Source organism: Blastococcus sp. SYSU D00868 (genome assembly GCF_054050575.1).
On the sequence record NZ_JBJGZO010000007.1, the window covers coordinates 167,165 to 179,776 of the forward strand.

General features: G+C 75.3%; 11 protein-coding genes. 7 read left to right on the top strand and 4 right to left on the bottom strand.

Annotated elements, in window-relative coordinates; all coding sequences use genetic code 11:
• Positions 1-61 precede the first annotated feature (61 nt).
• From ACI79F_RS08965 to ACI79F_RS08980, 4 genes are read left to right on the top strand one after another with little or no spacing between them, the layout of a single operon-like run.
• Complete coding sequence (locus tag ACI79F_RS08965; protein WP_456545935.1) at positions 62-1,243, top strand: CaiB/BaiF CoA transferase family protein; 1,182 nt, start codon at positions 62-64, stop codon at positions 1,241-1,243.
• Complete coding sequence (locus ACI79F_RS08970; RefSeq protein WP_456545934.1) at positions 1,240-2,097, top strand: citryl-CoA lyase; 858 nt, start codon at positions 1,240-1,242, stop codon at positions 2,095-2,097. Before ACI79F_RS08965 ends, ACI79F_RS08970 begins: the two co-directional genes overlap by 4 nt.
• Positions 2,098-2,101: 4 nt before the next feature.
• Positions 2,102-3,073, top strand: coding sequence for a quinone oxidoreductase family protein (locus ACI79F_RS08975; protein ID WP_456545933.1), 972 nt, complete (start codon positions 2,102-2,104; stop codon positions 3,071-3,073).
• Between the two features lie 23 nt (positions 3,074-3,096).
• Positions 3,097-3,960 carry a dioxygenase family protein gene (locus tag ACI79F_RS08980; RefSeq protein ID WP_456545932.1) on the top strand — a complete coding sequence of 288 codons (864 nt, stop codon included), beginning with the start codon at positions 3,097-3,099 and terminating at the stop codon, positions 3,958-3,960.
• Here the strand turns inward: ACI79F_RS08980 and ACI79F_RS08985 are convergent.
• A complete protein-coding gene (locus ACI79F_RS08985; RefSeq protein WP_456545931.1) occupies positions 3,930-4,244 on the bottom strand; it encodes a hypothetical protein in 315 nt (104 codons plus the stop codon). The two genes, ACI79F_RS08980 and ACI79F_RS08985, sit on opposite strands and share 31 nt — an antisense overlap.
• Before the next feature lie 23 nt (positions 4,245-4,267).
• Complete coding sequence (ctaD, locus tag ACI79F_RS08990) at positions 4,268-6,025, bottom strand: aa3-type cytochrome oxidase subunit I (RefSeq protein ID WP_456545930.1); 1,758 nt, start codon at positions 6,023-6,025, stop codon at positions 4,268-4,270.
• Positions 6,026-6,264: 239 nt separating this feature from the next.
• On the opposite strand from ctaD, the gene ACI79F_RS08995 reads away from it, so the two are divergent.
• Both ACI79F_RS08995 and ACI79F_RS09000 read left to right on the top strand, forming a co-directional pair.
• Positions 6,265-7,779 carry a mannitol dehydrogenase family protein gene (locus ACI79F_RS08995; RefSeq protein ID WP_456545929.1) on the top strand — a complete coding sequence of 505 codons (1,515 nt, stop codon included), beginning with the start codon at positions 6,265-6,267 and terminating at the stop codon, positions 7,777-7,779.
• Between the two features lie 79 nt (positions 7,780-7,858).
• A complete protein-coding gene (locus ACI79F_RS09000) occupies positions 7,859-9,412 on the top strand; it encodes a phospholipase D-like domain-containing protein (RefSeq protein WP_456545928.1) in 1,554 nt (517 codons plus the stop codon).
• Between the two features lie 9 nt (positions 9,413-9,421).
• Here ACI79F_RS09000 and ACI79F_RS09005 read toward each other — a convergent pair whose 3' ends face one another.
• Together ACI79F_RS09005 and ACI79F_RS09010 are read right to left on the bottom strand one after the other, a co-directional pair.
• Positions 9,422-10,159: an HAD family hydrolase gene (locus ACI79F_RS09005; RefSeq protein WP_456545927.1), complete on the bottom strand. Its 738-nt coding sequence runs from the start codon at positions 10,157-10,159 to the stop codon at positions 9,422-9,424.
• On the bottom strand, positions 10,156-11,646 hold the full coding sequence (locus ACI79F_RS09010; protein ID WP_456545926.1) for a mannitol dehydrogenase family protein: 1,491 nt from the start codon (positions 11,644-11,646) through the stop codon (positions 10,156-10,158). Before ACI79F_RS09010 ends, ACI79F_RS09005 begins: the two co-directional genes overlap by 4 nt.
• A gap of 186 nt (positions 11,647-11,832) precedes the next feature.
• Here ACI79F_RS09010 and ACI79F_RS09015 point away from each other — a divergent pair, with 186 nt between their 5' ends.
• Positions 11,833-12,450, top strand: a complete 618-nt coding sequence (locus tag ACI79F_RS09015) for a YceI family protein (RefSeq protein ID WP_456545925.1) — start codon at positions 11,833-11,835, stop codon at positions 12,448-12,450.
• Positions 12,451-12,612: the final 162 nt, after the last annotated feature.

Genomic DNA, 12,612 nt, shown 5'->3' on the forward strand with positions numbered 1-12,612 from the left:
GGACAGGCGTCCGCACAGCGGCGGAACGCGGTGCCCGGACGGCGGAGGGACACGCACGGCGATGACGACTGGAACCACCGGCGGGCCGCTGTCCGGGCTGCTGGTGGCCGACTTCTCCCGCATCCTCGCCGGCCCCTACGCCACGATGCTGCTGGCCGACCTGGGCGCCGAGGTGGTCAAGGTCGAGGGGCCCGGCGGCGACGACACCCGCACCTGGGCGCCGCCCGTGCGCGACGTCGGCGGGCAGGCGACCTCCACCTACTACCTGGGCGTCAACCGCAACAAGCGCTCGGTCGCCCTGGACCTCAGGGACCCCGACGACGCCGCGGCCGCCCGCGAGCTGGCCCGCCGCGCCGACGTCCTGGTGGAGAACTTCAAGCCCGGCGGCCTGGCCCGCTTCGGCCTCGACCACTCCTCGGTGGCGGCGACGAACCCCCGGATCGTCTACGCCTCGATCAGCGGCTTCGGCAGCGGGCCCGGCGGGCGGGCGCTGCCCGGCTACGACCTCATCGTCCAGGCGATCTCCGGGCTGATGAGCCTGACCGGCGACCCCGGCGGCGACCCCTACCGCGCCGGCGTCGCGGTGTTCGACGTGATGGCCGGGCTGCACGCCACGATCGGGGTGCTGTCGGCCCTGAACCTGCGGCACGAGACCGGCCGCGGGCAGCACGTCGAGGTCAACCTGCTCTCCTCGGCGATGTCGGGGCTGGTCAACCAGACCAGCGCCTACGTCGCCGGCGGCGTCGTGCCGTTCCGGATGGGCAACAGCCACCCCAGCCTGTTCCCCTACGAGCCGATGCCCTGCGCCGACGGCGACCTGATCATCACCGCCGGCAACGACGGCCAGTTCCGGAAGCTGGTCGAGGTGCTCGGCGTGCCCGAGCTCGCCGAGGACCCGCGCTTCCTGCGCAACGAGGACCGCAACACCCACCGCGACCAGCTCCGGCCGCTGCTGGTCGAGCGGCTGCGCACCCGCACCAAGCTCGAGTGGTTCCGCGCCATCATCGCCGCCGGCGTGCCGTGCGGGCCGATCAACACGATCGACCAGGGCGTCGCCTTCGCCGAGGAGGTCGGGCTCGAGCCGGTGGTGACCGTGGGGGAGGGCGACGCCGCGATCCCGTCGATCCGCAACCCGATCCGGTTCTCCGACACCGCCGCCTCCTACCGGCTGCCGCCGCCGCGGGTGGACGAGCACGGCGCCGAGATCCGGGCGTGGCTGGCGACCCCCGAGGAGGACGCGTGAGCGAGCCCCGGTACCCGACGGCGCTGGGCGCCTCCACGCGGGAGTCGATCACCCTGCTCGGGCACGACCTGGCCCGCGACGTGATGGGCAGCGTCGGGTTCGGCGAGCTGGCGTTCTGGCTGGCGACCCAGCGCCGGCCGACCGCCGGGGAGACGCGGGTGTTCGAGGCGGTGCTGGCCGCCCTGGCCGACCACGGCTTCACCCCGACCGCGATCGTCACCCGGCTGACCTACCTGTCCGCGCCGGACTCGGTCCAGGGCGCGCTCGCCGCGGGGCTGCTCGGCGGCGGCTCCCGCTTCCTGGGCGTCACCGAGGACTGCGGCCGGTTCCTGCACGACGTGCTCGCCGCGGTCGACACGCTCCCCGCCGACGACGCCGGCTGGGACGCCCTGGCCCTGGAGACCGTGCGCGCCCAGCGGGAGGCGCGGCGGTTCGTCCCCGGCCTCGGCCACCACGTGCACAAGGACGGCGACCCGCGCACCCCGCGGCTGTTCGCGATCGCCGCCGAGGAGGGGCTGACGGGCCCGCACCTGGCGCTGTTCGCCGCGATCGGGCGGGTGCACCCGCAGGTGCTGGGCCGGACGCTGCCGCTCAACGGCGCCGGCGTCTGCGGGGCGGCGCTGGCCGACCTCGGGCTGCCGCTGGAGCTGCTGCGCGGCTTCGCGCTGCTGGCCCGCACCGCCGGGCTGATCGGCCAGCTGGCCGAGGAGCTGCGGCACCCGGTGGCCAACGACGTCTTCCTCTCCGTGGACCTGGCCAACGCCTCCGTGCCGCCCGACCCCTACGTCCCGGCCCCGCTCCCGGCGGCCCGCGACGACGACCGCTCCGCCGGGCGCGGTCCCGCGGCAGGCTGACGCCGTGCACGCCGCCGTCCTGTCCGCCCCCGGCTCCGCGCCGGCGTGGGCCGAGCACCCGGACCCGGAGCCGGGGCCGGGCACCACGCTGATCCGGGTCACCGCGGCGGCGATCGTGCCGCTGGACCTGCTCTGCGCCTCCGGCACGTCGTACTTCGGCGCCCCGGCCTGCCCCTACGTGCCCGGGACGCAGGGCGTCGGCGTCGTGGAGGAGTCCGCGGCGCTCGCCCCGGGCACCCGGGTGTTCTTCGAGACGGCCGCGGGGCGGGCGCCGGGGGACGGCAGCCAGGCGCAGCGGTGCGTCACCCCCGACGAGATGGTCGTGCCGATCACGGCCGACGTCCCCGACGTGGCGGCGGCCGCGCTGGGCATGTCGGCGGTTGCCGCCTGGCGGGCGCTCACCGCCCGCGGCCGGCTGCGGGCCGGCGAGCGGGTGCTCGTCCTGGGCGGGGGCGGGGCCGTCGGGCAGGCGGCCGTCGGCGCCGCCCGGGTCCTCGGCGCCGGCCGGGTGGTCGCCGTCGGCCGCTCCGAGCAGGCGCGGGAGCGGGCGCGGCGCGCCGGCGCGGACGCCGTCGTCCCGCTGACGGACGACGCCGGCGCGCTGGCCGGGGCCCTGCGCGACGCGCTGGGCGGGGACGCCGACGTCGTCGTCGACCCGGTCTGCGGGGTCGCCGCGACCGCGGCCGCGCGGGTGCTCGCGCCGGGCGGCCGGCTGGTCAACCTGGGCGGCGCCTCCGGCGACACCGCCGAGTTCTCCTCCGCGGTGCTGCGCAGCCGCTCCGCCGAGATCCTCGGCTACACCAACGTCGGGCTGACCCCGCAGCAGCGCCGGGACGCCCTCGACGCGGTCTTCCGCCACGCCGCCGCGGGGGAGATCGCCGTCGACGCCGAGCAGGTCCCGCTGGCCGACGTGGCCGCGGCCTGGGGCCGGCAGGCCACCGGCCGCGCGACGCGCCGGCTGGTGCTCACACCCTGAACCGCGACCGAGCAGGAGGAGCAGTGGAGCTCGTCACCGAGGACAACATCACCGACCTGGCCGTGCAGCGGTGGCAGACCGCGCACGACCCGCGGACGGCCGAGGTGCTGACCGCGCTGGTGCGGCACCTGCACGACTTCGCCCGCGAGGTCCGGCTGACCGAGGCGGAGTGGATGGCCGCGATCCAGTGGCTCAACCGCACCGGGCAGATCAGCAGCGAGAAGCGGGAGGAGTTCATCCTCGCCTCCGACGTCCTCGGGCTGTCGATGCTCGTCGTGCAGATGAACCACCGGCTGGACCCGGCCGCGACCCCGGCGACGGTGCTCGGCCCCTTCCACATCCCCGGCTCGCCCGAGCTCGGCTTCGGCGGCGACATGTCCGACGGCCTCGGCGGCGTGCCGCTGTACGTGCACGGGACGGTCCGCGACCTGGCCGGCAACCCGGTGCCCGGCGCCCGCCTGGACGTCTGGCAGGCCGACGCCGAGGGGCTGTACGAGTCGCAGCACGCCGAGGTCGACGAGGCCCGGCTGCGCGGGATCTACCGCGCCCGCGAGGACGGCACCTACTGCGTCCGGACGATCGCGCCCAAGGGCTACACGATCCCGATGGACGGCCCCGTCGGCGACCTGATCGGACGCACCGACATCAGCCACTTCCGCCCGGCGCACGTGCACTTCCTGCTCGACGTCCCCGGCTTCGAGCCGCTGATCACCCACCTGTTCCAGGAGGGCGCCGAGTACCTGGACAGCGACGTCGTGTTCGGCACCAAGCAGGAGCTCGTGGTGCGCTTCGACGAGCGCCCGGCCGGCCCCACGCCGGACGGCGGCAGCAGCGAGGTGCCGTGGCTGGAGGCGCGCTACGACTTCGTGCTGCAGCCGCGCGGCTGAGCCGGCCGCGCCGGGGGCGCCGGCGCGGTGGGGGGAGCGGGCGCCGGCGGCGGCGCGGTCGCCGGCCCGGTGATCCGGGCGACGGCGACCAGCCCGCCGCCGACGAGCAGGAGGAGCAGCACCGGCAGCGCGCGCAGCCCCAGCAGGGCGAACGCGCCGGCGGTGCCGGCGGCGCCGCCGGCGGTCGCGGCGCAGAAGCGCCGGCGGAGGCGGCGCACCGCCGGCGGGAACAGCTGCTGCTCGAGGTCGGCGAGCGCGTCGGCCTCGTACCGGTTCCGGTCCACGGGGTCCTCCCGGGGGACGTCGGTCAGGTCGCGTCGGGGTCGTTGGGGCCCTGCCGGGCGCCCGCCGAGAGCCCGATCTGGTCCGGCCCCGGGGGCTCGTGGCGCCGGCCCACGTGCGCCTCGCGGTGCAGCCGCTCGACCAGCGCCGGGTGGTGGGCCTCGAAGGCCGGCCGCTCGGAGCGGATGCGCGGGATCTCCAGGAAGTTGTGCCGCGGCGGCGGCGAGGACGTCGCCCACTCCAGCGAGTTGCCCGCGCCCCACGGGTCGTCGCGGACGGCGAGCTGGCCGTGCTTCCAGGACCGCACGACGTTGTAGAGGAACGGGATGATCGACGCGCCGAGCACGAACGAGAAGATCGTCGAGACCGTGTTCAGCGTCGTGAAGCCGTCGTCGGCCTGGTAGTCCACGTACCGGCGCGGCATGCCCTCGCCGCCCAGCCAGTGCTGGACGAGGAACGTGCCGTGGAAGCCGACGAAGGTCAGCCAGAACTGCAGCTTGCCCAGCGGCTCGTCGAGGAACCGGCCGCACAGCTTCGGGAACCAGAACGCGATCCCCGCGTTCGCCGCGAACACCACGGTGCCGAAGACGACGTAGTGGAAGTGGGCGACGACGAAGTAGCTGTCGTTCAGGTGGAAGTCCAGCGGCGGGCTGGCCAGCAGCACCCCGGTGAGGCCGCCCAGCAGGAACGTCACCAGGAAGCCCATCGACCAGAGCATGGGTGTCTCGAACGTCAGCTGGCCGCGCCACATGGTGCCGATCCAGTTGAAGAACTTGATCCCCGTCGGCACGGCGATGAGGTAGGTGAGGAAGGCGAAGAACGGCAGCAGGACGGCGCCGGTCGCGTACATGTGGTGGGCCCACACGGCCACCGACAGGATGGCGATCAGCAGGGTGGCGCCGACCATGCCCTTGTAGCCGAACAGGGGCTTCCGGCTGAAGACCGGGATGATCTCCGTGATGATCCCGAAGAACGGCAGCGCGATGATGTAGACCTCGGGGTGGCCGAAGAACCAGAAGAGGTGCTGCCACAGCATCGCCCCGCCGTTCTCGCGGGTGAACACCAGCGAGCCCAGGTTGCGGTCGGAGAGGTTCACCAGCAGTGCCGCGGTCAGGATCGGGAACGCGAACAGCACCAGCAGGCTGGTGACCAGCGAGTTCCAGGTGAAGATCGGCATCCGGAACATCGTCATGCCCGGGGCGCGCAGGCAGATGATCGTGGCGATGAAGTTGACCGCGCCGAGGATCGTGCCCAGGCCGCTCACGGCCAGGCCGGTGAACCAGAGGGTGGCGCCGGCGCCGGGGCTGTGGACGCCGTCGGACAGTGGCGCGTAGGCGTACCAGCCGAAGTCGGCCGCCCCGCTGGGGGTGACGAACCCGCCCGCCGCGATGAGGCCGCCGAAGAGGAACAGCCAGTACGACAGCGCGTTGAGCCGCGGGAACGCGACGTCGGGCGCGCCGATCTGCAGCGGCATGATCAGGTTGCCGAACGCGAAGAACAGCGGCGTCGCGAACAGCAGCAGCATGATCGTGCCGTGCATGGTGAACAGCTGGTTGTACTGCTCGGGGGAGAGGTACTGCAGGCCCGGCCGGGCCAGCTCCCCGCGCATCAGCATGGCCATGAGGCCGCCGGCGATGAACCAGACGAACGACGTCACCAGGTACATCAGGCCGATCGTCTTGTGGTCGGTGGTGCGCAGCAAGTTCGCCAGGCGCGAGCCCTTGCTGACCTGACGCTCCGGTCCCGGGCGGCTGACGATCGTCCGCGGGACCAGCGTGGTCACGGCGTCCCCGCCCTCGGTCGCGCGCCGGCCCGGCGCGGCGGCGCGGGCGTCGGGCGCGCGGAGCGGTCCGGCAGGGGCGGAGAGGTCGGCACGGGACCCTCCCTCCGTGGCGCGGGCTGGGCGACGAAGGCACCCCATGGTGGACCCGCTCGCCCCGGAACGGAACCCCGCGGGCACCGGCTGCCCCTCCGCCCGGCGGCGGCCCGTGTCGGCGGCCCGCCGTGGGTAGGGGCCCGGCCATGCCGCGGTTGACCGCCTCCTCGCTGCCCACCCTCGGCCCGTCGGTGTGGACGCCGCGCTACGACCGGGCCGCCGTGCGGCCGGGCATCGTGCACCTCGGCGTCGGCGGGTTCCACCGCTCGCACCAGGCGCTGTACCTCGACCGCCTGCTGGAGTCCGGCGAGGGGGAGGGGTGGGGCATCTGCGGGGTCGGCGTGCTGCCCGGCGACCGGCGGATGGCCGAGGTGATGGCCGCCCAGGACTGCCTCTACACCGTGGTCGTCAAGCACCCCGACGGCTTCCTCGACGCCCGCGTCGTGGGGTCGGTCGTGGAGTACCTGTTCGCCCCGGACGACCCGGGGGCCGTCGTCGAGCGGATGGCCGCGGAGGAGACCCGGATCGTCTCGCTCACGGTCACCGAGGGCGGCTACAACACCTCGGCCACCACCGGCGAGTTCGACACCGCCGCCCCCGACGTGCGCGCCGACCTGCAGCGCGCCGGAGCCGGGGGCACGGCCGCGCCGCGCACCGTCTTCGGCCTGGTCGCGGAGGCGCTGGCCCGCCGCCGCGCCCGCGGCCTGCCGCCGTTCGCGGTCGTCTCGTGCGACAACATCCCGCACAACGGCGACCTGGCCCGGCGCAGCTTCGCCGCCTTCGCCGCGCTGCGCGACCCGGAGCTGGGCGCGTGGGTGGCGGCGGAGGTGCCCTTCCCGAACTCCATGGTCGACCGGATCACCCCGGTCACCACCGACGCCGACCGCGCGGAGCTGGCGCACCGCTTCGGCGTCGAGGACGCCTGGCCGGTGGTCTGCGAGCCGTGGACGCAGTGGGTGCTGGAGGACGACTTCCCCGCCGGGCGGCCGCCGCTGGAGGACGTCGGCGTGCAGCTGGTGGGCGACGTCGCCCCCTACGAGCTGATGAAGCTGGGGCTGCTCAACGCCGGGCACCAGGTGCTGGCCCACCTCGGCCGCCTGGCCGGGCTGACGTACGTGCACGAGGCGTGCCAGGACCCGCTGTTCCGCGAGTTCCTCCGCGGCTACCTCGACGAGGAGGCGACCCCGACGCTGGCGCCGGTGCCGGGGATCGACCTGCGCCGGTACAAGGCCGAGCTGGTCGGCCGGTTCGCCAACCCGCAGGTGCGCGACACGCTCGACCGGATCCGGGAGAACGCCTCCGACCGGGTCCCGCAGTTCCTGCTGCCCGTGCTGCGCGCCAACCTCGCCCGCGGCGGCGAGATCCGCCGGTCGGCCGCCGTGCTGGCCGGGTGGGCGCGCGCGGCGGAGGGCGCCGACGACGCCGGCCTGCCGCTGGCGCTCGTCGATCCGCGGGCCGGGGAGCTCGGCGCGCGGGCCGACCGCCAGGGCAGCGACCCGCTGGCCTTCCTCGACGACCCCGACGTCTTCGGCGACCTCGCCGCCGACGAGCGCTTCGCCGCCGCCTACCGGGCGGCGCTGGCCTCGCTGCGCGAGCGGGGCGCGCGGGCCACCGTCGCCGACCTGGTCGGCCCGCGCCGCCGCGGCGCCGCCCGCTCCTGACCACCGGCCGGCACACCGTTCGGGTGCACCTCGCGTGCGGCGGCGCGCCGCGGGGCCCCCGGCACCGCAGAATGCCCCGGTGTCCTCCGACGGCGGTACGACGACCTCACCCGGCCTGCGGGTCCCGGCCCCCCGGGATCCGGCGGAGGTCCCGGCCGGCGCCGGCGACCGGCTGCTGATCCCGGGCGAGACCTGCTGGCGCATCGAGCGGGCGGACCGGCACGCCGTGTTCGTCGACGCGGCCGACTACTTCGCCGCCCTCAAGCGGGCCGTCCGGTCGGCCCGGCGCCGGGTGCTGTTCATCGGCTGGGACTTCGACCCGCGGATCCGGCTGGACCCGCGCGCGGGCGGGCGCGGCCGCGACGACCGGCTCGGCCGGGTGCTCGAGGCCGCCGTCCGGGGCAACCCGGAGCTGGAGGTGGGCGTGCTCCAGTGGGACCTCGGCATGGCGTACGCGCTGGCCCGCGGGCTGGCGCCGATCGTGCTGCTGAACCGGCGCACGCCGGACCGGCTGACGTTCACCGTGGACACCCACCACCCGGTGGGCGGCGCCCACCACCAGAAGATCGTGGTCGTCGACGACTGCCTGGCCTTCGCCGGCGGCATCGACGTCACCGCCGACCGCTGGGACACACCCGAGCACCGCGACCGGGAGCGGTTCCGCGTCCGGCCGCGCACCCACCGCCCGACGATGCCCTGGCACGACGTGACCAGCCTGGTGACCGGGCCGGCGGCGCGGGCGATCGGCGACCTGGCCCGCGAGCGCTGGGAGAGCGCCACCGGCGAGCGGCTGGAGCCGGTTCCCGACGTCGAGGCGTGCTGGCCCGAGGGCGTCGAGCCGTTCCTCACCGACGTCGACGTCGCGATCTCGCGCACCCGCCCCGAGCACGGCGGCACCCCGCTGGTGCACGAGATCGAGCTGCTGTGGCTCGCGGCCATCGCCGCCGCCCGCCGGACGGTCTACATCGAGACGCAGTACTTCGCCAACCGCCGCATCGCCGAGGCGATCGCCGACCGCCTCCGGGAGGACGACGGGCCGGAGTTCGTGGTGCTCAACCCGAACGAGGCCTGGGGCTGGCTGGAGGAGAAGGCGATGGGCTCGGCCCGGGCCGCGCTGCTCGAGCTGGTCCGCCGGGCCGACCGGCACGGCCGCTTCCGCCTGTACGTGCCCGTCACGGAGGGACGGCGCCCGATCTACGTGCACGCCAAGGTGCTGGTCGTCGACGACCGGCTGCTGCGGATCGGCTCGGCCAACCTGAACAACCGGTCGATGGGGCTGGACACCGAGTGCGACCTGAGCATCGAGGTCGACGGCCAGGACACCGACCGCGACGCGCTCGCCGCCGCGGTCCTGGCCGTGCGCGACCGGCTGGTCGCCGAGCACCTGGGCGTCGAGCCGGAGGAGGTGGCGGCCGCCGTCGAGCGCTCCGGCGGGTCGCTGCTCGCCGCCGTCGAGGAGCTGCGCCGCCCGGCCGGCCGGTCGCTGGTGCCCTTCACCCCGCCCGACCTGGGCCCGGTCGAGCAGCTGCTCGCCGACACCCGGCTGCTGGACGCCGAGCGGACGCCCAACCGCCGGGAGCGGATCCGCCGGGCCTTCGGCCGCCGGCCGGGGCGGCGCCGCCTGCGCCGCTGAGCGGCGCGGTCAGCGCAGCAGGTCCTCCAGCTCGGCCCAGGAGCCGACGACGGCGGCGACCCCGGCCCCCCGCAGCGCGGCCACCCGGGTCCCCCGGTCGGCCGCGGGCACGAACTGGACGATGCCCACGGTCGGGATCCCGGCGGCGACGGCCGACAGGGCGCCGTTGACGGAGTCCTCGACCGCGACCGCCTCCTCGGGGGTCGCCCCGACCCGGCCGCCGGCGTGCACGTAGACGGCCGGGTCGGGCTTGCTGGTGGGCTCGGGCAGCGAGTCCTCGGCGCTGAACCGGCGGCCGGGCGGGAACAGCGGCGCCAGCCCGGTGACCTCCAGGCACGCGTCGAGCCGGGACGACGCGCTGGACGTGACCGCGGCCAGGGAGAACCGGCCGGCCAGCCGCTCCAGCGGCTCCCGCACGGCCGGGTCGGGGCGCAGGACGGTGCGCAGGTGGGCGGTCACGACGTCCTTCTCCTCGGTCACCCAGTGCTCGAGGTCGGCCCGGGTCAGCTCACGGCCGTACCCGGTGGCCAGCTGCGTGGCGGCCGCCCGGAAGTTCTTCCCGTTCGTCATCCGCTGCAGCTCCTCCGGGCCGAACGCGCGCTCGGCGCCGAGCCCGGCCAGGAAGCGGTTGGTGACGTCGGCCGACGCCGCGTACGCCGGCTCCTCGGAGGGGAACAGGGTGCCGTCCGCGTCGCACAGCAGCGTGGTCACGGCGGCGGCGTCCAGGGGCGGCGGCGCCCCGGTCACCGAGCGGTCCCCGCCGCGTCGCCGGCGAGGAACCGCTCGATGACCTCGCGGGGGCCCTGCCGCTCCAGCGCGGACAGCGCCTCCTGCACGCAGGCGGCGAACTCCGGGTCCCGCCCGATGTGGTCGAAGATCGACTCCTCGGACAGCAGCGGCCCGGCGTCGCTGCCGGCCTCCTGCGCCACCGGGACCAGGTCGGTGCGCGGGCCCTCGATCGGCACCTCCACGCCCGCGTAGTCGTGCCCGCGGAGGAAGCGCAGCCAGCCGGCCACGGCCACGCACAGCAGGGGGTGCGGCCGGCCCGCCTCCAGCGCCGCCCGGACCGAGGGCAGCAGGTAGTTGGGGATCTTCGTGGAGCCGCGCCGGGAGAGCCGGGAGAGCTGGTCGGCCATCCGCGGGTTGGCCAGCCGGTCCCGCAGCGTGCGCTGGTACTCCCCGAGGTCCACGCCGGGGACCTCGGGCAGGTACGGCGCGATCTCCTCGGCCATCAGCCGGGTGAGGAAGGTGCGGAACACCGGGTCGGCCAGCACCTCGTCGGTGGTGCGGTACCCGGCCAGGTAGCCCAGGTAGGCGATCGCGCTGTGCCCGGCGTTGAGCAGCCGCGTCTTCATCGTCTCGTAGGGCGACACGTCGTCGACGAACTGGACGCCGACCCGCTCCAGCGGCGGCCGGCCGTTGCCGAAGCGGTCCTCCACGACCCACTGCCGGAACGGCTCGGTGGTCACCGGCCAGCGGTCGTCGACCCCGATCGCCTCGGCGATGGCGTCGCGCTCCTCCGGGGTGGTGCGCGGGGTGATCCGGTCGACCATGCTGCTCGGGAAGCAGACGTGCTCCTCGATCCAGCCGGCGAGGTCGCCGCCGGTCCGCTCGTCGCGGAGCCGGGCGAACGACGCCACCGCGGTGCGCGCTGCGTGCCCGTTGGACTGCATGTTGTCGCAGCTCAGCACGGTGAACGGCGGGAGGCCGGCCGCCCGTCGGCGGGCCAGGGCCTCGACGAGGTAGCCGAACACCGTCTCCGGCGTGCCCGGGTCCTCCAGGTCGCGGGCGACGTGCGGGTCGTCGGCGTCGAAGTCGCCGGTGTGCGGGTCGATCCGGTACCCGGTGCCGGTGATGCTGAGGGAGACGATCCTGGTCCGCGGGTCGGCCATCGCCGCGAGCACGGCCTCGGGGTCCTCGGGCGCGTGCAGGTAGGCGGTGAGCACGCCGACGACGGAGGCGCGGTCGTCCTCGGCGGCGCGCTCGACGACCGTCCACAGCCGGTCCTGCGCGGCGAGCACCTCACCGATCTCGCGGCTGTGCAGGCCCACGCCCACCACGCCCCAGCCGGTCTCCCCGAGGCGAGCCAGCTCCTCCAGGTAGACGGCCTGGTGGGCCCGGTGGAAGGCGCCCACGCCGACGTGCACGATCGCGGGGACGAGGGCGGAGCGGTCGTACCGGGGGACCGAGACCGCGGACGGCAGGTCGGTCAGGGTGCGGTCGGACAGGGGCACGGCGTGCGCCGTGCCCCGAGGTGGAGCAGAGGTCATCGAGGGTTCTCTCGGTGCGGGGAGGCGCCGTCCGGGGTGGCTGCTCACCCGGGGCGCCCACCCTGACTGCCCACCGGAGGGACGCGGCAACCGCGGCCGGCGCACCCCGGAGATGCGCGCGGGGCCCCATCGGGGAGGATGGGGCGACCAGTGGGAGGGACGACGACCGTGGCCAAGCACCGCGCCTCCGACGCGGACCCCAGCGACTTCGACGCGGCGACCACCGCGTTGACCGACGTGACCGGCGACTACGTCGTCGACGCCGCGCACACCCGCATCGGCATCCGCGCGCGGCACGCGATGGTCACCACCGTGCGGGGCTCGTTCCGCGACTTCGAGGGGGAGGCGCACCTCGACGTCGCCCATCCCCCCGCCAGCCGGGTCACCCTGCGGATCGCCACCGCCAGCGTCGACACCGGCCAGCCCGACCGCGACGCGCACCTGCGCTCCCCGGACTTCCTCGACGTGGAGACCTACCCGGCGATCGTCTTCGCCTCGACGGCCGTGGAGCAGGTCGACGACGACGTCTACCGGGTGACCGGGGACCTCAGCATCCGCGACGTCACCCGGCCGGTGACCGTGGACTTCACCCTCACCGGGTCCGCGCTGGACCCGTTCGGCAACGCGCGGGTGGGCTTCGAGGGCGCGTTGGCGATCAAGCGCAGCGAGTGGGGCCTGACCTGGAACACGCCGCTGGACACCGGCGGCGTGCTGGTCAGCGACCGCATCCAGATCGAGTTCGACGTGTCGGCGATCCGGGCCGCCTGATCCCTGGACGCCATTCCCGACCATCCCGATGGGATTTGACGGGTATGGCGGTCCCTGTCAGGGTCGGCAGCGCACCCGACCGGCAGGAGGCCCGTGTCCACCGCTGTCCCCGGCCGCCCGGCCGGGCCTCCGGTCGTCGCCGGGGCCCGCCGGCTCCAGGAC